Source organism: Chryseobacterium ginsengisoli, from assembly GCF_039542325.1.
GTDB lineage: Bacteria > Bacteroidota > Bacteroidia > Flavobacteriales > Weeksellaceae > Chryseobacterium > Chryseobacterium ginsengisoli.
Genome location: NZ_BAABHX010000001.1, coordinates 536,827 through 560,554 on the forward strand (window position 1 = coordinate 536,827; position 23,728 = coordinate 560,554).

The 23,728-nt window shown below is 34.4% G+C and carries 17 protein-coding genes; 10 read left to right on the forward strand and 7 right to left on the reverse strand.

Annotated features, from left to right (window positions below; genetic code table 11):
• The first annotated feature begins 562 nt into the window (after positions 1-562).
• The 3 genes from ABD940_RS02495 (at position 563) to ABD940_RS02505 (ending at position 4,992) form a co-directional block, all read left to right on the forward strand.
• Positions 563-1,885: a tail fiber domain-containing protein gene (locus ABD940_RS02495; protein WP_345200100.1), complete on the forward strand. Its 1,323-nt coding sequence runs from the start codon at positions 563-565 to the stop codon at positions 1,883-1,885.
• Between the two features lie 81 nt (positions 1,886-1,966).
• The gene (locus ABD940_RS02500; RefSeq protein WP_345200102.1) at positions 1,967-2,992 is read left to right on the forward strand and encodes a hypothetical protein; all 1,026 of its coding nucleotides are present in this window, start codon (positions 1,967-1,969) and stop codon (positions 2,990-2,992) included.
• 398 nt (positions 2,993-3,390) lie between these two features.
• Positions 3,391-4,992, forward strand: coding sequence for a helix-turn-helix domain-containing protein (locus tag ABD940_RS02505; protein ID WP_345200103.1), 1,602 nt, complete (start codon positions 3,391-3,393; stop codon positions 4,990-4,992).
• A gap of 618 nt (positions 4,993-5,610) precedes the next feature.
• On the opposite strand, the gene ABD940_RS02510 is transcribed toward ABD940_RS02505, so the two are convergent.
• The 4 genes from ABD940_RS02510 to ABD940_RS02525 all read right to left on the reverse strand — a co-directional run bounded on the left by ABD940_RS02510 (position 5,611) and on the right by ABD940_RS02525 (position 10,391).
• Positions 5,611-7,854, reverse strand: a complete 2,244-nt coding sequence (locus ABD940_RS02510) for an RCC1 domain-containing protein (protein WP_345200104.1) — start codon at positions 7,852-7,854, stop codon at positions 5,611-5,613.
• A 647-nt stretch (positions 7,855-8,501) separates the two neighbouring features.
• Positions 8,502-9,371: a nucleoside hydrolase gene (locus ABD940_RS02515; protein WP_345200105.1), complete on the reverse strand. Its 870-nt coding sequence runs from the start codon at positions 9,369-9,371 to the stop codon at positions 8,502-8,504.
• Between the two features lie 66 nt (positions 9,372-9,437).
• Complete coding sequence (locus ABD940_RS02520) at positions 9,438-9,881, reverse strand: hypothetical protein (RefSeq protein WP_345200106.1); 444 nt, start codon at positions 9,879-9,881, stop codon at positions 9,438-9,440.
• Between the two features lie 3 nt (positions 9,882-9,884).
• The gene (locus tag ABD940_RS02525; protein WP_345200107.1) at positions 9,885-10,391 is read right to left on the reverse strand and encodes a hypothetical protein; all 507 of its coding nucleotides are present in this window, start codon (positions 10,389-10,391) and stop codon (positions 9,885-9,887) included.
• A gap of 969 nt (positions 10,392-11,360) precedes the next feature.
• On the opposite strand from ABD940_RS02525, the gene ABD940_RS02530 reads away from it, so the two are divergent.
• The 6 genes from ABD940_RS02530 (at position 11,361) to ABD940_RS02555 (ending at position 19,275) form a co-directional block, all read left to right on the forward strand.
• On the forward strand, positions 11,361-14,774 hold the full coding sequence (locus ABD940_RS02530; RefSeq protein ID WP_345200108.1) for a contractile injection system protein, VgrG/Pvc8 family: 3,414 nt from the start codon (positions 11,361-11,363) through the stop codon (positions 14,772-14,774).
• A complete protein-coding gene (locus ABD940_RS02535) occupies positions 14,771-15,670 on the forward strand; it encodes a hypothetical protein (RefSeq protein ID WP_345200110.1) in 900 nt (299 codons plus the stop codon). The genes ABD940_RS02530 and ABD940_RS02535 overlap by 4 nt, the downstream gene beginning before the upstream one ends.
• Positions 15,671-15,680: 10 nt before the next feature.
• The gene (locus tag ABD940_RS02540; protein ID WP_345200111.1) at positions 15,681-16,019 is read left to right on the forward strand and encodes a DUF4280 domain-containing protein; all 339 of its coding nucleotides are present in this window, start codon (positions 15,681-15,683) and stop codon (positions 16,017-16,019) included.
• A gap of 506 nt (positions 16,020-16,525) precedes the next feature.
• The gene (locus ABD940_RS02545) at positions 16,526-17,350 is read left to right on the forward strand and encodes a hypothetical protein (RefSeq protein ID WP_345200112.1); all 825 of its coding nucleotides are present in this window, start codon (positions 16,526-16,528) and stop codon (positions 17,348-17,350) included.
• Between the two features lie 6 nt (positions 17,351-17,356).
• Positions 17,357-18,154: a hypothetical protein gene (locus tag ABD940_RS02550; RefSeq protein ID WP_345200113.1), complete on the forward strand. Its 798-nt coding sequence runs from the start codon at positions 17,357-17,359 to the stop codon at positions 18,152-18,154.
• Between the two features lie 296 nt (positions 18,155-18,450).
• The gene (locus tag ABD940_RS02555; RefSeq protein ID WP_345200115.1) at positions 18,451-19,275 is read left to right on the forward strand and encodes a vWA domain-containing protein; all 825 of its coding nucleotides are present in this window, start codon (positions 18,451-18,453) and stop codon (positions 19,273-19,275) included.
• A 52-nt stretch (positions 19,276-19,327) separates the two neighbouring features.
• Here ABD940_RS02555 and ABD940_RS02560 read toward each other — a convergent pair whose 3' ends face one another.
• Positions 19,328-19,675 (reverse strand): winged helix-turn-helix transcriptional regulator, encoded by a 348-nt coding sequence (locus ABD940_RS02560; protein ID WP_345200116.1) that lies wholly within the window; start codon positions 19,673-19,675, stop codon positions 19,328-19,330.
• Between the two features lie 139 nt (positions 19,676-19,814).
• Between ABD940_RS02560 and ABD940_RS02565 the strand changes: the two genes are divergently transcribed.
• On the forward strand, positions 19,815-20,249 hold the full coding sequence (locus ABD940_RS02565; RefSeq protein ID WP_345200118.1) for a DUF1304 family protein: 435 nt from the start codon (positions 19,815-19,817) through the stop codon (positions 20,247-20,249).
• A gap of 258 nt (positions 20,250-20,507) precedes the next feature.
• Here ABD940_RS02565 and ABD940_RS02570 read toward each other — a convergent pair whose 3' ends face one another.
• Positions 20,508-22,082 carry a DHA2 family efflux MFS transporter permease subunit gene (locus ABD940_RS02570; RefSeq protein WP_345200119.1) on the reverse strand — a complete coding sequence of 525 codons (1,575 nt, stop codon included), beginning with the start codon at positions 22,080-22,082 and terminating at the stop codon, positions 20,508-20,510.
• Between the two features lie 538 nt (positions 22,083-22,620).
• Positions 22,621-23,724, reverse strand: a complete 1,104-nt coding sequence (locus ABD940_RS02575) for an HlyD family secretion protein (protein WP_345200120.1) — start codon at positions 23,722-23,724, stop codon at positions 22,621-22,623.
• Positions 23,725-23,728: the final 4 nt, after the last annotated feature.

Below are 23,728 nucleotides of genomic sequence, written 5' to 3' on the forward strand. Positions count from 1 at the left end.
ATTTTTATACAGGTCTGCACTTTAGTAAAGTGCAGACTTTTTTATCTTGTTTTGTTTTGTTTTTCATTATAAATTTAAAAGCAATCTGTCATTTTTCATTAGATAGGGATTATTACCTGCATTCCTATAAAAAATTAAATAATTAAAATTCAAATATTTACAATTAAAAACCTTTTGATTTTCTGAAAACCCAAAGGGTATTTCTTTTCTGAAGAACCTGTTTCAGATAAATTTGCAAAACAATGTAAAGCATAACAACATTAAACCAAATATCATCTTAAAAATCTCACTTTGTTCATTAGAACAATCTCCTCTTTCTAAGAAAAAATTCATATAAAAACCAACAATAATATTTCTGTTTAGCATGCGTTGCAAACTTTATTATAATTAAAGTTTCCCAATTAATTAAGCAAATAATAAAGTATCAATTGTAACCCTGAAATACAGCAAATTATTAAACAAAAAAATTAGATCAAGATTCTAAAAATTACAAAATGAAAAAACCTCTATTCTTTTTACCAAAGTAATGTTCTAATACTTATAATTTATTAAACTGACTATTATGAAAAAAAATTTAACACTGACTGTCGCACTATTATTAGGTGTCTATTCCAATGCCCAAATTGGTATCAATACAGAAACCCCTGCAGCTACTTTTGATGTAATGGCTAAAGCAAACGCCACTACTGCACAGGGTATTATCGCTCCAAGACTTACAGGACTGCAAATTAAAACGGCAACGAGCAATTCTCTATATACCACAGCGCAAAACGGTACCATAGTATATGCAACTTCAGCGCAGCCAGTATCACCATCTACGCCGGCTTCAGCTAATATCAGTTCTCCCGGTTATTATTATTGGGACGGAACCATGTGGCAGAAATTTGATATCAACTTATATCAACACGACGGTTCTCTGGCTACAAACCGTATTGTATCTATGACTGATAAGACTTTGAGCTTTACCCCTGGAACAACACAATTGGTCAACCAATTCAGCGTAGACGGCAGTACATTTTCAGTTGATGCCCTCAATAACAGAGTAGGAATTAATAATTCTGCTCCATTCAGCGAATTAAGCTTAAGTAATAATACGTTCGGTGCAAACCAAACAGATGTTAACGGAAAGAAATTTGCAATTTATAACGGAGGGAATGCCGATTTTTACGGTCTTGGGATAAGTGCAGGTATCCTTCAGTTCCATGCTGCTTCTACTCCTGATGAAGCGCCGGGTATGGTATTAAGCGGTTATGGCTATTTAGGAGTTGGACTTATGGGAACAGATCCTACACATAGACTTCATATCATTCCGGAATCAGGATTCGATCCGGTACGTATACAGGGTTTGAATGAGGATCTTACTGCTCCGAATGTATTGACAGTTACTAATACAGGAATACTTAAAACAATTCCTAAAACAAGCTTAAGCGGAGCCGGTTCCAATCTATGGACGTTAACAGGAAGCAATTTATATCCTACAACCCTTACTAACAATATAGGTATCGGAACAACCACTCCTTCTTCTTTGTTGCAGGTAAACGGAACCATTACTGCTAACAGAATACAAGGACCATCAGATTCACGTTTTAAAAAGAATGTTACCCCAATTAAAAACGCTTTGGAAAAAGTATTGTCATTGGGTGGATATACTTATGATTGGAAAGATGCTTCTGAATTTCCCAACCAGTCTATTGGTAAAGGGCACGACATGGGGGTAATCGCTCAGGAAGTTGAAAAAGCATTCCCGGAAGCAGTAACAACCAACAAGGAAGGATACAAAGCGGTAAATTACCAGGCACTTGTACCTGCACTTATCGAAGCTATTAAATCACAGCAAACACAGATCAATGCATTACAGACACAAGTAAATAAGCTTAGCAAATAAGAATTAATTTTTCATAGATCAATTACTGCAATTGTTGAATATACATTGCAAACAGTTGATCGGCAATTAAAATATATAACAATGGAAAAATTAAAACAAAACATACAGGAGTTACTCTCATTAATCCTGATGTTGGTTATACTGCCTCTTAATGCGCAGAATAACATAGCAACAGCCAATGGAGTCTGGAACAACTGTGCCACATGGAGCAGCCCACCTGCAATATATAATAATTCATCTTCCAATAAAGTAATAAATGCTGGTGTAAATGTAACCTTGAACAGCAATTGGTACGCACAAGGAGCAGATTTCGCTGCTCTTGGCGAAATTGATTTTCAAGGAACTAACTGGCTGGATTTTACCGGATCCGGAACTGACCAGACATGTATAGGAACTATCGCTACACTGTCGTGTAATGGAGGGACACAGTCTGATAACACCATTACTGAAGGTCAGGCAATAGTTGCAGGAGCTACCCGCACCATCCCTTATACAGGAGGAAACGGTGGAAGTTATCCGGCAGGAAGCTGGAGCGCAAATGGCATAACCGCTAATCTACCGGCAGGAAACTTTGCTGTGGGCAATGGTAACTTGATTTTTAACCTAAGTGGTACACCTACTACAAACGGTACCATCAATATACCTATTAGTGTGGCTGGTATCAACTGTAATCTTACTGTAAATGTATTAGTACCTGTACCTTTAACTATTACGAGTGTTGGTTTTAATATCGCACCAAACTACCCGGTTAGCTACGGCAATGTTTCTTACTATCATAATTCATCATCTCCAGCAATCTGGAACGGTTCTTATACAACTGCTGTACAGACTTCAAGCCCTTATCAGTATAACTATTCAAACGGAATAAGAGTTGTTGCGACAAGTGGAGCGCCTATTTATTTTCCGGGTGCGACAGTATTTTATGCAGCCGCTAACCTTAGGATGGTAGTCTATGCCGGATGGATTTATCCCGGAGTAAATACACTTACATGGTCTCTCTATAGAGTAACTACTACCGTTAATGTTAACTTCTTAGGCGGAATGACTATAAATATTCTTGGAACGAACCTCAATTTCAGTTATCAGACAATCAAAGCAGGATTATAATCCTTTGCTAACTGTCATTAAATATTACATTTGTTCATTAATATTTTTCAATTAAATATTAAAATTTAGTTATCAGTTTTGAATGCGGTTTTGATCCCGCATTTCATCTCTTTCATTAATTATTTGGGATTATAAAAATCCCTAATGTTTATAATTTATAATTAGTTAGGTTATCAGAAGTCCGCTCAAAAAATTGAGCGGACTCTTTTTATTCCTACATATGCTTTTTACCTTCTAAAAACTGATAAGAATATATTTTTAGGTAATTAAAAATCTAATATTCAGCACCTACCACAATTCACAAATAATTTAAATATAATAACTAATTTTTAATTTATCTTTGTTAAAATTAATCAAAACCAATACATATCTGAAAATTTTTAACATTTAATCAAACTATGGCGAAAAACTTACTTTTTCTTATCTTTCTGTATTCTACTTTAATATTTTCTCAAAAACACGAATCCCCTCCTGAAGATATATTTGTAAAAACCATTTCAGAAATCGCCACTCAAGATGTGCCAAAAGCTTTGAAAATAGCAGATTCTTTAACGAGAACAGCTAAAACTCCCGATATAAAAGGCAGAGGATATTTATTGACAGCCAATATTTATTTAATGCAAAGCAAATACGAAGAAAGTATAAAGTTTACTAAAAAAGCACAAGAAATCTTAGATAAAACAGAGAATTACGAATTACAGACTAAGACACGGATTGAATTTTCCGAAAATTATCAGTTTTTGGGATTAAGCCAAAAATCTAAAAAATATCTGGACGAAGCCCTTTTAATTGCCGATAAAATTGTTGACAGAAAAAAGAAAGTATTCATGAAATCCCGAATTTGTACAAATCTGACGGATTGGGAAGGCAGCCACAACAGACTTGATAAAGCTCTGGAATATCAATTATTAGCCTTAAAATATCTTTCAACAATTCCTCCTGACAGTCTTCATATAGGACATCATTATCGGATGATCGGACAGGTATATTATACGAAAAAAGATTATAAACAGGCAGAAATCTTTTATTCAAAGGCTATAAAAATGCTTCCCGACCCTTCTAATGATTTTACTCTTGCCAATAACAGTCTTGGAGAAGTATATCTTGAACAGAAACGTTATAATGAAGCCGAAAAATTATTTCTAAAAACATTAGAGTTTGCCAACAAGGCTCAACATACAGGAATGAAAAGGCTGGCTTCGGAATGTCTTGCCGATCTGTATGATGCGACCAAGCAATATAAAAAGGCTAGCTATTACAGAAAAATGCTCAATGAAACTGATCTAAAATTAGCGAATAGAGCTGTAAGATTTATTGAAAAAGATTACAATAAAATTGAAAAAGAGAAAGATCAATATATGAGCTGGAACAGCACCAAGAATATCTTTATTGGTATAGCATCTTTATTGATTATAGGTTTGATTGTAATCTTAATTATTAACAGAAGAAGACATAGAAAAGAATACAAAAAGTTTAAAAGCATTATCGATCATTACAAAGAGAAAGAGGAATACGTTCTAGAAACAACGGTTGATACTTCAGATATTGAAGAAGCTAAAAATGAAGAAAAAATTGTTGCTGAGGAAATTGAAACTGAAAACAAGCAGACTGACATCGCTATTAACAAAGAAACGGAAGCCAATATTCTTACACAGCTTAATGAATTTGAAAAACAGCAGATGTTCAACAATAGCAATGTATCACTTTCCTATCTTGCTATGGAATTCAATACCAACATCCGATATATTTCTTTTGTCGTTAAAAAACATAAAGGAGCCGATTTCAAAAGCTATATCAATAAATTAAGGATCAATTACATTATCCATAAACTGAATACTTCCGAAAAATACAGAAAATATAAAGTAGGAGCTTTGGCTGAAGAATGCGGCTTTTCGTCTCACAGCAAGTTCACAACTATTTTCAAATCCATTACAGGAATTTCGCCTTCCTCGTTTATTTCTTTTGTAGAACAGGAAGAAGCTAAAAAAACAACAGCTTAGAATTACTTATTAATTTTTAAACGAAGTCTGTATCTTTTTGGTACAGGCTTTTGTATTTCCGTGAGAATTTTTCGGTAATTATCACACGATACAGTTCTACGATTCACTTAATAAAGATTTAATATTAATTTTTTAAATAATAAAAATCAACACTTTAAAATAATAATATTTTCTCTTTTCCGAAAATGAAAAGACTATTCCTTTCATAAAAGAATGTCTTAGGATACATTTGTAAGGCAAAACCATCCGAATGTACAGCGGATCGTGAAGCCAGCCGTGACCGATATATCCCGACAGGATATATAAAGCCTTGACAGAATTTACAAAAACGCATGTTTTAAAAACATTTTCCTGTCGGAACAATTGCTGGCTATTGTTCCTTATTAATATTTCTTCAATTGATGAGGTCACGGTAACGGAATACGGAGCGTAGAATCTCCGTATTCTTTTTTATTCTTCCTGGATTTTAATAAATATTTAATAATTAAGGTTAAATGAAGATAAGATTTGTTTTTAAAAATAAATCAGCGTGTACAAATATCCGTACACGCTGATTGTTATTCATTTATAACCTCATCACTATAATGCGGTTTACCTTAGAGGCTTTTTTTCCAATACTTATCGTTTGATTACTTTTACTGTTTTTACAATATCTTTAGCAGCGTTTATTTTAACTACATAAACTCCTGATGACAAAGCAGAAACATCTACCGTTCCTTTATTATCATTGATAACTTTAGTAAGCATCTGTTGTCCTACCATATTGTAAATAGTTACAGAAACAATCTTTTGATCAGATGAAATATTTAGCTCTCTATTAACAGGATTTGGATAAACAGTTGTTATAATATCATTTTTTTCAAAATTAACTACATCTAAATTTTGACAAGCTATAGGTATTGGTGTATTTGTATTAACGCCTGTATTTCCATTTCCTAATTCACCAACTTCATTGTCTCCCCACGCCCATAAATTTCCGTCAATTTTTAGTGCAATAGCATGATAACCATTGGTAGAAATTTGATCCCAATCATTGGTCGTCCCTACTTTTGTCGGATTAAGAGTAGTTGCAGTTGTTCCGAGACCCAATTGACCATAAGCATTATATCCCCATGACCAAATGGTGCCATCCGTTTTTATAGCTGAACTGTAATCCGGTCCTGCTTCGACACTTTTCCAATTGTTAGCTGTACCTATTTGTATCGGAGAAAATGATGTTGAGTTATTACCATTTCCTAACTGCCCACTGCTATTACCCCCCCAAGCCCAAAGAGTGCCATCTGTTTTTATAGCAAGTGTATGACTACCTCCACAGTTTATACTTTTCCAGTTATTAGCTGAACCAACCTGAACGGGAAGATATTGGACGAATCCGCTAAAACCTAATTGTCCAGAAAGATTATATCCCCAACCCCATAAAGTTCCATCTGTCTTTACAGCCATGGTATGAAAAGCACCTGTTGAAACACTTTCCCAATTGTTTGCAGTTCCTATCTGAATGGGCTGATTTTTATTTACAGTAGTTCCATCACCCAGTTGTCCATAGCCATTATATCCCCAAGCCCACAAGGTTCCATCTTCTTTTACTGCGACAGAATGATTACCATAATCCGAAATTGTTTTCCAATTAGTTGCTATACCAATTTGAGTAGGCACATACTTCTTTATTGTTGTACCATCACCTATAGATCCATATTCATTTATACCCCAACCCCATAATGTTCCATCGGTTTTTATAGCGAATGATGAACTGTATCCTGCAGTAATATATTTCCAATTGGATGCATTTCCTATTTGGGTAGGTACACTTTTATTATTTGCTGTGCCATCTCCCAAAGCTCCATCGGCATTATTGCCCCAAGCCCATAGTGTTCCATTGCTTTTTATGGCTAGATTATGATAAGCTCCCCCCGCTATTTTTTGCCAACACCCGGAAACTACTTGTTGTGGCGCCATTTTCACCAAACCAAGCTGCAATGTTCCCAACCAGATAGTTCCTGAACTTGGCGTTCTAATTGCGCTAAAATAATTATCGGGTAAACCTGAATTTGTATTTAATTTAGTATAAGTTGTACAATTCGTAAAATTTTGTACACCCTGTCCATTAAATCCGATCCATACTTTGCTGTTGCTGTCAACATCCAAAGCATTAAGCTGATATCCTGCCAGACAAGAGTTACTTTGATAAGTGAATGTAATATTAGTTCCGCTTGTTGTTAAAGTCATTAAACTGTCAGAACCTTTTACATAAATGATATTATTGGCAATTCTCAATATTTTTTGAGCTCCCTGTGCTACGAAATTATAATCAGTCCCATTAAATTTATACAACACAGAATTATTCGTCACCCAAATACCATTATTACTATCGATTGCTATAGAGTTGATGTTTGTTAATGCATTATAAGTGGTCCAGGTCGTCCCGTTGAATCTGGTAAGTCCTGCAGCCGTTGAAACCCAAAGATTATTTTGTCCATCAACAGCTATATCAAAGATTTCATTATTTGGAAGTCCCGAATTGGCAGTTGTGTAATTTGTCCATGTTGTTCCGTTATACAAGATGATTCCGTTGAATTGAGACGCAATCCATTTTCTGCCCAACCCGTCAATTTCAATTTTTAGAGTTGAATTAGAAGCAATGCCAGAATTCGTGGTATTATAATTGGTAAAAGTTGTCCCGTTGAAAGTTGAAATACCATTGTAAGTGGCAATCCATAACAATCCGTTTGCATCAGTTTTAATATCAGCAATATAATTGCTCCCTATTGCAGAATTTGAAGTATTGTATGTTGTATAACTATACGTTTGTGCAAATGTAGAAATTGAAATAAGGAATAAGAGTAAAAAATAGAGTTTTTTCATAGTTTTTAATAAAATAATTCTCTTCATGTTTAAGGTTTAATAATATTTTTCCTACTCATTTAGCTTTTCGGTTCCGCTTCGTTTGGATGGTTTCTGAACTCCATAAAATATGATTACTTTTAAAAAATCAGATTAATTCATATAAAAACATGAATAATGATCAATACATTAACATTGATTTTAAAAGTATTTTTCTGATAAATAATGTAACATCATCATTGATAAAAGCATAGAATTCCTTTCAGCACCTCTAAATTTTTCGGTTGATTTGAGAAAATAATAAAATATGTCATATTCATTAAACATGACTTGTGGCTCTAGAAATTCTAAAGGCTTACTATTATTTTAAATTGTTGGAAACAATTGGTATTGATGAATTAATGAAATAAGATGTAGTCTTTTTGATTTTCATGATCGAATTAATTTTCAATTTAGGTTTTAGTTTTTTATAAAAACAACACGATCATTATCTGTGATTCATGTTGTGGGCTGCAAAAATATATTTTTCTAATGGATCATCAAATAGTTGATAAAGAAATTAATAGTAATTTCACAACTATGTGGTATGTTTTTATTTTTGAAAGCAAAAAAAATCAGCATCTTACTTTTACTTTCTTTGAGCTGATGGATATGATATACAATTGCAATTAAGGCTTGATCACCATCCAAAGATCGATTATATCGGGAATGTAGGTCGTAATCAATGATGAATGCTGCTCCGGAAAATCTTTTGCTTCTATACAGCCCCATTCACCTTTTTTTCTATAGGGAATTACTTCTGCCCAAAGTGCTTTCGAAGGATCGATTGCCAATAAAGCTGCTACGGTGTCATGAAGTGCTTTTTCTTTTAACTCTACTGCATCCAGAAACAGGCTAAGTCCTTTATTATGGCTTCGAAATGGAATAAGCAACTCGGCATCTGCTTTGGTGAAAATCGCACCGTGGCATACATTTTTACTGATCATTCGCCTTTCTTTCATCGGAATCGAAAACAGCGCTTCGGCAGCAAGTGGATTCCCGTTCAGATTAAAAGTTGCGCAAGTACGCTTTCCGTCGAATTTTTCCAGACGGTATTCTTGCGGGACAATATTGTCTCCTGCAAAACCTCCCTGACAAAACCAACGGTCAAAGAAAATTCCTGTTTCAAATAAAGCGTGTGGATTCGTAAGTGCGGCTCCTGTCAATAAAGTGCAATCAGGGAATTGAAGCAATGTTTCTGCCATAATGTTTGCAGCGGTATCGTCTGCTTCCGAATGCTCAAATTTTCCGACCCAATCACGGTAAAAACCGGAAACACGGCTGGCTGTAGATTTGGGAGTTCCGGCTCCGATACGCACATCTTCTCTGTCAAGAATTCGTAAAACATGGCGTACAAAACCAATTTGGTCTGTTCCACCCGGATGTATGGAAACACTTACCAGATTTACTTTCGGATGTGTTGCTAAAATAGCTAAAGTCATAGAATCATCGGGATCCGCAGTTTCCATATCGAAATGGAAAGGCAATCTAGGTTGCATGAGTAATTTTTTGTTTGGTTATTAATTTTTAGGCTGTAAAGATATAGATTTTGAAACTATTGTATATTAATCCAAAATAATAAGATCTCTGGCATATTGTTTTTTGCCGTTTATAGTTACTTCTTTTAAATCACAGATAATTCCCTGCTTTTTATTAACGATCAATGTATCAACAACAAAATCATACATTTTTAAAACTTTTCTGCCATCTTCAAAGTAAAGTGTATCTGTCGAGCTTCTATTTATCGGAATTTCCACAGATATGACAAATCCTTTTCCATAAGACGATTTTTTTGAATAATTTATTCTTTCATTATGAAAAAGAAGCGCAATATTATTACTATTCAGCGTGAAAAAGGCTATATCACGTTTAATAAATATCCCATTATTTCTGCACTTACAAACTGTTTTGTAGTCTTCATCTTTTTGATTATTCATCTGAATAACAAAATAATAAAAACCCATCAATACTCCTATTCCAGCCAAAATTAACAGCATTGTTTTCTTCATAATCTATTTTATTACCTTATACTTTTTCAGAAAATCTATTTTTTCTTTAGACAGTCCCAAATTCACCAAATTACCTCCATCTGTTCTGTAAAGGTAATACCAATCTTTTTCACTTTTAACATAAGAATTTTTTATGTAAAATTCAAGCTTATCATCGGTATCCATATCTTCCAAAATTATTGCTATCTGTTCATTTTTATGATTATAGATATGATAAATATAAGATTTCTCATCGTCCAGAACCTGATGAATAGAAAACTCTCCTTTATCTGTTATAAGAGTATCTTTTTTGAAATCTATAAGAATATTTTCATCATCATTAATGCTGTAATAACATTCCGTTGCTGTATCAATAGGTTTGTAGATATATCCATTTGAAGCATTTTGTAATTTAATACTATCTTTTTTGATACTTAATGTATCGTTTGAAATTGGTTCTTCATGAATCATTTTCTTTTTACATGAGATCATGCTTAATACCAGTAACAATATTGCAATTTCTATTTTCATTTAATGTTTTTTGATAAGGTGCTTTTTACAAACTCTATATCTAAAAATTACTGTTTTATTAATTCTTTTATAAGAGAATGAGGATCACCGGATACGTCATAACTATAGCTATTTGCTATATCATTTTCAACATTTTGTTTTTTTCATCCGGAAAACAAACAAAAACTACTAAGGATAAGCACAGTATTTTTCATAAAAAAATTGTTTTAACAAGTTAGTATAAATTTTCTTTCAGTTAAATGACCTCTGCATGCTTTTTTATTGTTTTATTATAGTTAATATTTTTAACCATCATCAAGTCTTCTTCTACCCTTCTTCGGAAGCTCTTCGGCAGAACATTTTTTTTTCCGAAACTGACCCGAAGATGACCCGAACAAAACCCGAAGAAAACCCCTATGAAAAAGTGCAAAAAACGACTGAAAATCGCGTGTTATTTCACAAACATTTAAGGACTTTTTTCCTATGTAAGATTTAAACACAAATAATGTAAAATGATAATTTTTTTCGCTCATAAACAAAAATTACAAAAAATCATTCTAAAAAAATCAACAGGCGATAAAGTCATCTCTTTGAGAATATATTATTACTTATTTAAACCCTATGTGAACATATTTTTTGTTTTGTATAAATATTTTTATACTTTAGCCATCTAAATTTTAACGAAAAAAGCGTAAGCTATCATTTAGGTATTAGAAAACCGCTAATCTTCTGAAATATCCCTAAAAAATGATAGACTTACGCCCGTGTTTCATATTGGCACGGGCGGAGTCTTTCTGGGATATTGGGTTCTTAGCGGTACCTCTAATACGAATTGACTTTTGCTCGTGCCTTTCTTTTTTTATTCTCAAAAACTACAGAATACGAAGGGTTTTGCAACTGACATTGATTGCTTTGCGTAAAAAAAATAACATCATTGTATTGTGAATAAATAAAAATTGCTTAAACTTGTCTAACAAAACACATCAAATTATGACAAAAAATTTTAACGAGGATTCCTATCCGGGAATCACAGACTATTCTCCCCATAATCAAGATCAGAACCTTTCAAATGTATTTGGTAACTTCCGCAGGTTTGAAGACTGGCTTCATGACCCCACCAATCCCTTAGTGTATTGCCTGTTGACTTTAGACGGCAAAGATTTTATCCGGAAAAACAGCTACGAAGTAAAACTTGTTCAAAAAACAGCAGATCATGATACTTTCTGTATTACTGTTCCTGATGATGCGCTGGACAGTTTTCAGGGTTTTGTAATGGAAAATTCTAAAAAACTTCTCGGTCAGGAAATCGGGATCACCTATTGGCGCTTCGGTAAACCCCGTCATTATTTCAGAGGCATTATCGGGAAAATACGCAACAAAAAAGATGAAGGCGGTGGATATGGAGAGCTATATATTACAGGATATGCACCAAGCATTTTACTGGAAAGCGGAAAAGACTGCCAAAGCTTTGAAGATAAAACACTGGAACAGATCGTAAAAGAAATTACGGAAGAATATCCAAAGGAAGCCAAGGTAGAAATTTCATCTAACTATTTGAACGACTACAACAGAAAACCCCTTCCCTACACCGTTCAGTATAAAGAATCCGATTATCAGTTCATCAAAAGACTGGCGATTCGTCACGGAGAATTTTTCTATTACAACGGAGAAAAGTTAATATTTGGAAACAGTGTCCAGCCCATCATCAAGCTGGGAGAAAATGTAGACCTCATCGATGTAGAATTTGAAATGCAGATGCAGGCTCAGGATTTCACTTTTGTAAGTTACGATGCTCAAAGCGGAACTAAAATAGAAAAAGACAGCGGCAGTATAAAATCAGAATTTAAAGAAAGTCCGTTTCAGAGTATTGCAGTGAATTCTGCCGGAAAGATATTCAGGAAGAAACCAAAAATGCACTTCAACCATACCGGAATCAATAATAATTCTGAAGCACAGCTTTCAGAAGCTGTTCGTCTGGAAAAAGAAAGAAGAGAAAACCTGATGCAGGTAAGAGGAAAAAGCAAAGACCCTGAATTAAAGATCGGAGGAAGAGCTGAACTTTCGGACATCAACAGGAAAGCAATGGAAACTTACCGAATTATCGAGATCACGCATCACTATGATGGTGAAGATTATTATAATGAATTTGTAGGAATTCCTGATCTTTTCAATGCAGCATCTTATATAGACATTGAAGCTGTACCTAAAGGTGAAGAGCAACCCGCGAGAGTAATAGACAACAACGATCCGATGGGAATGGGAAGAGTAAAAGTACAGTTCCCGTGGCAGGAGGAGAAAAACCAGACAACGCCATGGATCAGGTTGATACAACCCCACTCCGGAGCAGGAAAAGGTTTTCATTTTATTCCCGAGATCGGAGAAGAAGTTTTAGTCGGTCATGAATCTGGAAATGCAGAGAAGCCTTTTGTGATGGGAACGCATTATAATGGAAAAGAAACCAGCGGTTATCATACGGCAGGAAATGATATAAAAGTTATTAGAACAAGAAGCGGAATCGAAAACCTCAGCAATGATGCAGAAGGAAGCTGGAAACAAAGTACTCCCGATGGAAATTTCCTTCATTTTGATGGACAAGGAAATGCTACATTAAACGTGCCTCAAAAATTAATTATCAATGCAACAAACATAGAAATTAATGCTTTTAATAATGTGGAAGCAAATGTTTCTAACAACATGATTTTAAATATCATGTCTCAGTTCTTCGTATTTGCTCCTTTTATGAAACAGGTAATTAGTGGATTTATGAATTTATTTAGCGGTAAGGCTCTCATCAATTCCAAAGAAACCATTCATATAGAAGCCGAAGAAGTTACGACACATGGAACAGAAAAAATGTTGGTACATTCGGATAAACTCACAACGATAAACAGTATGGAAGTAGCAGAAATGCACGGTGCTACTGGGAATAGCTTTACTAATAAGCCTACTCCTCAAAAGAAAAAACCAGCAGATAAAATAACAAATACACTGGTAGAATTCAGACCTTTAACCAGTTGGAATGGGGAAGTTGGGTATGATTGGCTAAGAATTGATGATAATATCACAGGACAGGAAACTCCTTACTATGATTGCTTGGAAAGTGGCTATGAAGCTCCCAATGGAAGGGATACCAATACCGAATTTGATAGTAAGGCTGAAGCATTTAAAGCATTGGAAAAAGAATATTTGCAAATCCCTATAAACAGAGCCAGTAATCCAAACCTGAAAAAATACTACGTTCCTTGGCTCAATTTATATCCAGAAGCAGTAAACATTGCTTGTAGTACGTCTCCTAAGCCCCCTTGTGAAATGGAATTGAGAGTTTTGGTAGACGTAGAAACAGAAGAACCAGACCAGATACGTATTGTTTTTAGCAAAGATTATTTTACCATAAATGGTAATGATGGAACCGATGCCAATCCTGTACTAATAGCCGATAAAGCAATTGCCACCAAACACGACACAGGTACAACTATAAAAATAAAGTGCATCAAAGAATTTTCTACAAGGCAAGAGATTACCGTTTATGCCTATCCTAAGGATTCTCTTCTAAAAACCCCTGCCGAACAGCTTACCTTGCGTAAAGTAGCGGGCAGAATTGTGTTAGAACCTAATAAAAATACGCCTAAAGTAGGTAAAAAACCTGCTGTTAAGAATAGAAAGGAATTGCAATTTGTATTAATTCCTGTTAAAACAAATATTGACGGAGTAAGTGAGTTAATAGGAGGCTTCAATATTACGGGTGCTACTCAAGAAAAAGACCATTTAAGTCAAGCCTTACATCAGGCATTAATTCACGGTAATGTAGAAGAATATACTGATAATGGAGGTTCATTAGATTTGACAGGTATTGATGATTATAAATTAAAAACAGTTGCAGGAAGAACAATCTACGGTAAATTTATTTATGAAAAAGCAGTACAAGATCCAATAAGAGCAGCCAATGGTCAGCATACAAATACTACTGACGCAAAACTAAATGAAGATTATGCTGGAATATATACCGACCTCAAAACGAGATTTCTAAATCAACCTGGAAATACCGCTAAATATTCAACGCATTTTCTTGTATTCGCTTTTGGTGACACTCCTTATGATATGAGGATATACCCAACTGGTGGCTATAGTGGTACATTAGGACAAGTTGCTAAAATTGGCACAAAAAATGTCGCATTATTTAGGATAAGAAATGATAATACTTTAAATCATGAAGGATTACATGGTTTAGGCTTATATCATACACATGATGATGGAGATAGAAAACCCGATATACATTTTATTTATCAAAAATACGAAACAACTAATATAATGGCCTATGCGGACGCTTCATCTGGACATCCAAGTAATGAAAAAATAAGTACTTGGCATTGGCAATGGAAAATCATGAAAAAAAATGTAAAATGAGAAATATAATAACGATTGCAATTTTTTCTTTAATGATGATAAATTGCAAAGGACAAGAAAAAAAAGATACAATTACGATTAAAAATTTTAAAAAAGATACTATGGAATATTTTCATGAAAATAGATATAATGACTGGAAGCTTGATAAAGAAAATAGCAATATAAACCATAAGCGCTATATAAAAGATAAAAATTGGGTAACAATTTATTTTGGAAAAGAAGGATATACAGAACAAATACAACAAATAGACTCTCCATATGAAGAATATAAATATTACCATAAAAATACACTATTAAAAGCTAAAGTTGTTAGATTTTATGGCTTTCCAATAGGTCACAATAAAGAATATGATGAATATGGAAAATTAATTAATGAAATAAATTATGATGAACCTTATAAGTTTTCAGTAGGTGATTTAATCGCAAAAATACAACATGAGTTTGGGATAGGTTTGGTAAATGATTACAGAAGTTCAGAAGCAGTAAACTTCTATGTTACTAGATGGACTGGTTATACTTCAAAATTTCTTTACTATCAAACGAATGTTCCCTTTTATCAAGTGAAGTTTTTAAACAAGAAAAATGAATGGATTTATTTAGAAATAAGTGGGATAGATGGAAGCATTATTACTGAGCAAGTTAATGGTAAATATTTAATACCTAAAGGTTATAATCCTGAACAAAAAGGTAACCCTAATGAAAAGAACAAATCATTTTCTTTTCTCGCTTCTCCTGAGGAAAAAGGTGATTATCAAAAACCAGAATTAGGAGCAATTTACACAGAAGGCAGCAAAGTCCCTGAGGGTACTTATCAGATTTATGAAGGCAGGGCTTATACTAAAGCAGAATGGGAAGCGTTTCACAAATCACTCCCTTGGTGGAAAAGGATAATGTAAAAAAAAAACAATGCCACAAAAACTCACCGAAAAAGCAATATTACTCTGTGATAAAGGAGCAAAACCATCACAGCTGAAAGTAACAAGCCAGATTTTCAGTAAGGCAGAAGATAAGCTCATTGCAACAGAAAAGGATAAACAGGCAGAAACTAATATTCCAAATTTTGGAGTCTGTACGGTTACACGAAGTACGTGCAGTCCCGCAATTATAAAGTGGGATAAAACGACGGAAAAAGACACCTTAAACGACCATAAAATATTAACGGAAGAAAGCACTTGCCAATGTACCGTAGGCGGTAAAATTACTGTACAGCACAAAGGACATGGAGAAAAACATTCGATAAGCTGAAGAAATATAACCTTTTACAGATTACAGAAAATAACAATCATTTAGATTAAGATATTTGATTACCCTTTTATTTGTGGTAGTCATGGTTATTATTAGTTTTTTAAAATAAAAGCATCCGATTTGGGTGCTTTTATTGTTTTCAAAAGTATATTTTCTCAAAACCACTCTACGTCACTTTTCTATCGAAGAGTCAACATTTGATATGCATAAGTAGCTGAAATTTTTTGCCTACTTATATTGTATTCATTATCTATTTTTCAGCTTATCAAAGAGCAAAAATATAGGTTTAAAAACCCGATCGTTCTTTTCACATTCGGAAAACAACGAAAATAATCACTGTAATAAGATTTATTATAACATTTTAACACAAAAACAAAACATTAATAATCAAAATATTACAAATAAAACCCTTTCCGTTTTCGAAAAACGAAAAGGGTATTTCTTTTTTTGAGACAGGCTTCATTCTACTTTTGCTCCAATGTCAAGCCTAACAAAAATTTAGAACAATGAAAAAAAAGCTTATTTTAATCTGCTCTTTGGTTACCTTCAGTGCTTCGTTTGCACAGGTGGGTGTAAACACTACTAATCCGCAGGGAATATTTCATGTTGACGGAGCAAAAGATAATAACAGTACAGGTGCTCCTAACGCTGCTCAACAAGTTAACGATTTTGTAGTGACAAGCAGCGGAAATGTAGGAATAGGAACAACAACTCCTGCATCAAAAATGGAGATTAATTCAGGTGCTGCTAACACAAGTGGACTTAGACTAACCAATCTTACCACTGCAAGCCCTGTATCGAATGCAACCGGACAAGCTATTGGTGTTGATCTCTTGGGAAATATTGTAACTTATCCCAATCCTACACCTGTAAGCGTGACGACTACAGAGGTAGCTCCTACAACATTCACGGCTTTTAACGTTACAGGTCCACCAGCACTTTTAGAGACTATAGTTCCGGGAACAGAGCAAACGATTACTATTCCTGCCGGAAGTAATAGAGTTGTGTTTATTAACTTTATGTTGGGACTCGATTTTACAACCACTGACGGAACTGGAGCCGGATATTTCAAAGCTACACTATATATTGACAATGTAGCCACCAATGTCTTTCTTACTACACAGGAACCTCAAGCGAGAAATTCTACGAATACCGCTTACATAGGAGGGCAGCAACTTCAATATACTTTAAATACTATAACAGAACTGACGGCAGGTGCTCACACACTCGATATCAGAATGGTAAGAACGTTTGATAATGGTTCTCCGGTAGGAACTGTAAATGGACTTATCCCTATTTCAATATCATTTAATTCCTCTTATTTAAACTAACAATGTATGAAAAAGTATCTATTACTGGCAGGCTTTTTAGCTATCAATACATTGTCTGCACAAATGGGAATTAATACTACTAATCCTCAGACAGCTTTTCACGTGGATGGAGCAAAAGACAACAACGCATCCGGCATCCCGACCATAGCACAACAGCTTAATGACTTTGCAGTGTCTTCTTCGGGAGGTCTTGGAATAGGAATAACAGTTCCTAATGAAAAATTTGAACTTAACTCAGGAATATCCAATACAAGTGGATTAAAATTTTCAAACCTGACTGCTGCAACTCCTGCTGCTGCAATAGCACAACGTCTAGGTGTGGATTCTAATGGTACTGTCGTTACAATCCCGACTCGCGGAGTGATCACGCCTGGTTTAGTTTCTGTTGTAGGATCTTATAACAGAACTACAAGACCGTCTATTGATGTTAATGATTTAGGATATACTGGTTTCCCGGAAACTTTAAAATCTTTTACCATTCCGGCGGGAGGCAAGGCGGTATTCATTAATCTGATGTTGGGAATAGATTATTCAGCTTTTCCTTCTGGAGGAGGACATGGCTATTATGAGGCAAGATTGTTCATCGACAATGCTCCTACTGATGTATATCTTACTACTCAGGAAAAAGAAGAGACAGGAAGTTGCGCGTCATTTACATTCAGTACAGTCAAATCTCTGTCTGCAGGCAGTCATACCGTAGAAGTAAGAATGATCAGATCAAAGAATAATGGCACTGTATCGGGTGTTAATATGCGAATGACTCAAATTTCCCTGTCATTCAATGCGTCTTATATCAACAATTAATCATTTTGCTACTAGGCAATGCGAAGTAATGAAATTTCCCCTCATTTTTCATTACTCTTAAAAATACAAATGTCCATATAAAATTATTAGGAAGCCGGGTGGTTCCGGCAAGTGTTTTTATCCTTAATTTAGTCAGTTATTGTAAGCCTGTTCTTTCATGGACAGGCTTTTTGCATTTAATGTGAGACAATGATGCTTAGATTCTCCAAAAACCCTTTCATATCTCAACAATTATATCTATTTAATTAAAAAATTAGTACTTTTAGAGCTTTATAACCATAAACTCAATGTATATTATGAAATATCTTTCAATGTTATTTCTGGTTTTAATTGTAAGTTGCAACAAAGCAGACACAAACATTACTCCTCCTAAAAAACCTCAACAACTTCCACAAGAAAACATTGCCTTGCTTGTTGATAACTCATTAAGCATGATCGCCAAAGATTTTGAACCTAACAGAATCACAGTCATTAAAAATGTAATTAAAAATATCATTGATCAGAAGAAAGAAAATCAGGCTTTCTCAATAGTCGTTTTTGCTAAAAATTCTTATATCCTTTGCCCTTTAACAAAGGATAAAAATCAATTATTATCGGCAATTAACAACCTTGATGCAGGAATTATGCAGCTCCATCCCGGAACGGTTTTCTCTAATGTTATATTAAATGGAATACGTTCGATAAGTAAGGAATCAGGAAACAAATCAATGATCTTATTTTCTGATGGAAAAGAATCTACAAAATCTTATCCTTTGGAAATCGCGGTTCAGGATGCCATAAAAAACAATATTAAGATCAACACTGTAATGATCACTCCAAAGGATTTTACAATAATGCCAATTTCTATAGACTCTAAAGGAGAATTTCAGTATCAAAAATTAAAAGCCGAACCTATCGATACTATTCAATTAAAGAAAATATCTATTGAAACAGGCGGAACTTTTAAGCTGTTTTATACAAAGAATGCAATCCAAAAGTTTAATTTTAGTCAATTGCTCTCTGAAAAGGGAAACTCAAATATTAAAAAAATCCCATCCAAAATAAGCGATGGTAAGCTTAATAAAATCTACCGGGAAATTGAAATGAGCAATGATAGTCTGGCTGTGATATTTAACAGATAATTTAAGTTTAAAAATACTTTTTAATTAATACGATAAAATCTGCCTACAAAATCTAAGGTTTTATCAAGCTATGAAAAGTTTCCTTATAACTTTCACCCCAGCTTTTCATCGCATATAAAACTTCTAAGACACTTTCTCCGCCATCCGTTAATGAATATTCAACTTTTGGAGGCAGAACATTAAAAATTTTCTTGGTGACAATACCATGAAATTCCAATTCGGCTAATTGCTGGTTCAAAACTCTTGCAGAAGCCTGCGGAATAGATTTATGCAATTCTGAGGGACGTTTCATTCCTTTATTGATATTCGCTAATAAATTGGCTTTCCATTTTCCGCCGATAACTTCTATGGCTATATTTAAACCACAACTTAAATCTTTAGGTATCTTTTTTTCATACATTTTTCAATCATTTAGGATACAAATATAGCTGTAAATATATTTAATTCCATACTGCGAAAATTATCAGTATAGGATAATTTTAACCCTGATTGTAATTTATCTTACAATAATGAACCTTTACATTCTAAATTTTTTAATCATGAATGTAACTTTCAACCGCTTTACAAAAGCACTGGTCATTTTTGTAATTTTCGATTTCTTTATGTTTTTTGTTTTGGAAGCCATCTTCTGGATGCAGCCTTTCGTTTACAATATTCTACTCGAAATGTTTAATAATCCGCCAAAGAGCTTAGATTTTTCCATGCATGCACTGGTTCTGAAAAAACTATTTATCAATCAGGGATTTTACAATCTGTTTTTTGCTTTGGGTGGTATTGCAGGACTGTTTTATATTAATAAAAATAAAGCTGTCGGTTATGCTTTGATATCTTTAGTTTGTTTTTCAGCAACAGGTGCTGGAATTGTTTTGACATTAACTTCTAAAGCATACATTTTGGCATTTCTTCAGACTGTTCCGGCTACAATAGCTCTTTTTAAAGTATATCCTTTATTAAAAAAAGAATTAAATATGTAAAATTATTAAACTTAAATTTCTAATATTTAGGAATAATTAAATGCTTCGACAAGCTCAGCATGACAGCTCTAATACTAACTAAATTAGTAAACAAGATATTTTTATTGATTTTCATGATGAGGTTCTCGAAGCATCTCTCATAAAAAAAACAGTATTCTTCATATCGTCGGAATAACAGTATAAAAATAACAACATTCATTTTAGACATAAAAAAACCTCCACAATCGCGGAGGTTTTTGTTGTTATAGTAGGAAAAATTTAGTGTACACCACTCAAATCTATTTTTTCTTTGCTTTTTCGTTCTTTTACTAATAAGATAAACGGTATACAGATAAGAAACGCGATCCCCAAATAAAGGAAAACATCCATATAAGAAAGTACCGTTGCCTGTTTCGTTACTGATAGATCAAGCATTTTATAAGCGGCATTCGTGGCTGCATCAGGAGTCATTCCTTTTGCTGTGAAGCTTGCTTTTAAAGCATTCAGTCTTTGCTGAACATTAAAATCATTGGAATCCAGATGGGAAATCAAACTGAGCCTGTATTTCTGACCTGCATTGGCAATAAATGTAGTAATTGCTGCAATCCCGAAAGAACCTCCAAGCTGTCTCATCATCCCTGTAAAAGCTGCTCCCTGTCCGATTTCCTGACCTTTCAATGTACTCAGTGACAATGAAGTGATTGGGATAAATAATAATCCAAGACCCGCTCCTCTTACCATCAACATCCAGAAAAAGGCTTCTTTGCTTGTATCCGGTGTCAGGATTTTATATCCCCAGAAACTATATATAAAGAATACCAGTAATCCTAAAGATACCAAAATCTGTTGTTTTGCCCCTTTTGAAAGCAGTCTTCCGATAATCGGCATCATGAAAGCTGTCGTTAATGCAGCCGGAATCATCAAAGCTCCTGACTGAAAAGCCGTCCATCCCAAAATACTTTGAGTATACAACGGAACAATAAATGTAGAACCATACAAACCAAATCCTAATACAAAGGACATGACTGTACCGATCCTCAGATTACTGTTTTTCAAAACCCTTAATTCTACAATCGGATATTTGAAGGTAAGCTCTCGCCAGAGGAATAATATAAATCCTAAAATTGCTGATACTGTAAAGAGTACAATCCATCCACTTGCAAACCAGTCTTCTTCATGACCTCTCTCCAAGATATATTGTAATGAACCTACAGTTACTGCCAATAATCCAATCCCGACCCAATCGACATCCGAAGCTTTACGCTTTTCTGCATATTTTGGACTTTTCACGAACTGAAGTGTCATCAAAGTCGCTGCAATCCCGATAGGAATATTAATATAGAAAATATATGGCCAGCTGAAATTATCAACAATATATCCTCCAAGAGGCGGACCTAATGTAGGACCAATAATTACCCCAAGACCATAAATTGCCTGAGCCATACTTCTTTTTTCAACCGGATAAGATTCGGTAATAATTGTCTGCGAAGTTACCAATAAGGCTCCTCCACCGATTCCCTGCATCAATCTGAAAAATACCAGTTCCCAAATATTTGTAGCGTTTCCGCACAGGAAGGAAAATATGGTAAATATAATGATAGAAGCTGCGAAATAGTTTCTTCGTCCGAACTGTTGAGACAGCCAGCTCGTCATCGGTACAACAATTACGTTACCGATCGCGTACGCTGTGATCACCCAGCCGACTTCAGAAAGTGTAGCTCCAAGATTCCCCTTCATCTCGTTCAAGGCAACATTTACGATCGTGGAGTCTACAATTTCAAGTAGAGCACAAAGAATTGCCGTAATCGTGATGATTACTCTTCGGGCTCCATATTCTACTAATGAATCTTGCATAGTTTTTTTAATATTTTTTGGAAAATCAAGAGATTTTGAGATTCAGAAATTTATAAATCAGAATATGTTTTTTACGAACTAACTTATTCTTCATTAAAACTTCTGCATTAAAACTGAGATTAAGAGTCAGAAACTTTTCGGTTACTATTTTTTAATCCTTATAATTATTTAATTTTTAAGTTTAAATAATTTTATCGACATCAATATTTTCCGAATCTCTAAATTTCTTAATTTTAAAAAAGTGAATTGTCAAATTTTATCATCTCCATTGTCAATTTTATCCGCAGCATTTCACATCTTCATTATTTTTCATCTGCAAAACCGGTATCAATTTCATCATCAACTTTACTAATCCATTTCCCCTTCAACATTGATTTCTTCTGCATAACCGTTATCAACTTCATGGTAATTTTACTACTTCATTTCCACATTCAATTGATTTCATCTGCAATCCGGCATCAACCTCATCGTCAGTCTCACTTCATTCTTCATCTTACAAACCGACTTTCCTCTTCAAAATTGACAATTCACTTATATATTATTTCAATGAAACTTCTGCTTTCACGTTCATTCCTGTTCTTAATCTTTTTGCAACGTCTTTGTCTAGATTTACAAAATCGATTTTTACAGGAAGTCTCTGAACAACTTTTACGAAGTTACCACTCGCGTTATCCGGAGGAAGGATTGAAAACGTAGCACCAGTTGCAGGAGAGAAAGAGCTTACAACTCCATCAAATTCTCTGTCCGGGAAGGCATCGATCTCGATTTTTACTTTCTGTCCTTCAATCATTTTGTCAACCTGAGTTTCTTTGAAGTTTGCCACAACCCACTTCTGATCGTTTTTAACTAAAGAAAATAACTGAGAGCCAGCCTGCAAATATTGTCCTGCCTGAATTGGAACTTTTCCAACATATCCATCTTCAGGAGCAACGATTACAGTATATGATAAGTTTAATTTTGCATTTTCCACATCCACTTCTCTTTGTTTAGCAACCGATCCTGCAACACTGATTTGTTGAGAACTTGCAGCCGTTTGAGAAGATGCGATACCTGTTTGCTGAGCAATCTGATTTTTCTGGTCAACTAAAACCTGAAGCTGTCTGTCTGCAGTTTGTTTTGCAGCCAATGCCTGCTCATATTGTTGCTCTGTAATAGAATGGTCTTTTACCAATACAGAATATCTTTTAAGATCCTGAGCTGTTTTCCAAACATTTACTTTTGCAGCTTCGATCTGTGCATTTGCAGTTGTTACTGCAGCCTGAGAAGATCCGATATTTTTTGAAGTTGCCGTTGTTGTAGCTTCTGCATTAGAAATATTGCTTTTAGCTGTAGATAACGCAGCCTGAGCTTGCTGAAGAGCCATTGTCTGATCTCGGTTATCCAAAATAACTAAGGTATCTCCTTTTTTTACTAACTGGTTGTCTTTTACCTTCACTTGAGTTACATACCCTGAAATTTTAGAGATAACCGGAGCAAGATTTGAAGCAATCTGAGCATCATCCGTTTCCTCATGAACCTGCCCGTAAGAGTATGTTCTATAACCGTAGATTCCTCCACCGATCAAAACAACCGCTAAAATTATCGGGAAAACTAAACTTTTTTTCTTTTTAGGTTCAGTCGCTTGTGTAGTATTATTTTCCATTGTT

Excerpts from the sequence above, each read along its gene's own strand:
- ABD940_RS02495 (WP_345200100.1), top strand. The coding sequence starts at position 563 with ATGAAAAAAAATTTAACACTGACTGTCGCACTATTATTAGGTGTCTAT.
- ABD940_RS02500 (WP_345200102.1), top strand. The coding sequence starts at position 1,967 with ATGGAAAAATTAAAACAAAACATACAGGAGTTACTCTCATTAATCCTG.
- ABD940_RS02505 (WP_345200103.1), top strand. The coding sequence starts at position 3,391 with ATGGCGAAAAACTTACTTTTTCTTATCTTTCTGTATTCTACTTTAATA.
- ABD940_RS02510 (WP_345200104.1), bottom strand. The coding sequence starts at position 7,854 with ATGAAAAAACTCTATTTTTTACTCTTATTCCTTATTTCAATTTCTACA.
- ABD940_RS02515 (WP_345200105.1), bottom strand. The coding sequence starts at position 9,371 with ATGCAACCTAGATTGCCTTTCCATTTCGATATGGAAACTGCGGATCCC.
- ABD940_RS02520 (WP_345200106.1), bottom strand. The coding sequence starts at position 9,881 with ATGAAGAAAACAATGCTGTTAATTTTGGCTGGAATAGGAGTATTGATG.
- ABD940_RS02525 (WP_345200107.1), bottom strand. The coding sequence starts at position 10,391 with ATGAAAATAGAAATTGCAATATTGTTACTGGTATTAAGCATGATCTCA.
- ABD940_RS02530 (WP_345200108.1), top strand. The coding sequence starts at position 11,361 with ATGACAAAAAATTTTAACGAGGATTCCTATCCGGGAATCACAGACTAT.
- ABD940_RS02535 (WP_345200110.1), top strand. The coding sequence starts at position 14,771 with ATGAGAAATATAATAACGATTGCAATTTTTTCTTTAATGATGATAAAT.
- ABD940_RS02540 (WP_345200111.1), top strand. The coding sequence starts at position 15,681 with ATGCCACAAAAACTCACCGAAAAAGCAATATTACTCTGTGATAAAGGA.
- ABD940_RS02545 (WP_345200112.1), top strand. The coding sequence starts at position 16,526 with ATGAAAAAAAAGCTTATTTTAATCTGCTCTTTGGTTACCTTCAGTGCT.
- ABD940_RS02550 (WP_345200113.1), top strand. The coding sequence starts at position 17,357 with ATGAAAAAGTATCTATTACTGGCAGGCTTTTTAGCTATCAATACATTG.
- ABD940_RS02555 (WP_345200115.1), top strand. The coding sequence starts at position 18,451 with ATGAAATATCTTTCAATGTTATTTCTGGTTTTAATTGTAAGTTGCAAC.
- ABD940_RS02560 (WP_345200116.1), bottom strand. The coding sequence starts at position 19,675 with ATGTATGAAAAAAAGATACCTAAAGATTTAAGTTGTGGTTTAAATATA.
- ABD940_RS02565 (WP_345200118.1), top strand. The coding sequence starts at position 19,815 with ATGAATGTAACTTTCAACCGCTTTACAAAAGCACTGGTCATTTTTGTA.
- ABD940_RS02570 (WP_345200119.1), bottom strand. The coding sequence starts at position 22,082 with ATGCAAGATTCATTAGTAGAATATGGAGCCCGAAGAGTAATCATCACG.
- ABD940_RS02575 (WP_345200120.1), bottom strand. The coding sequence starts at position 23,724 with ATGGAAAATAATACTACACAAGCGACTGAACCTAAAAAGAAAAAAAGT.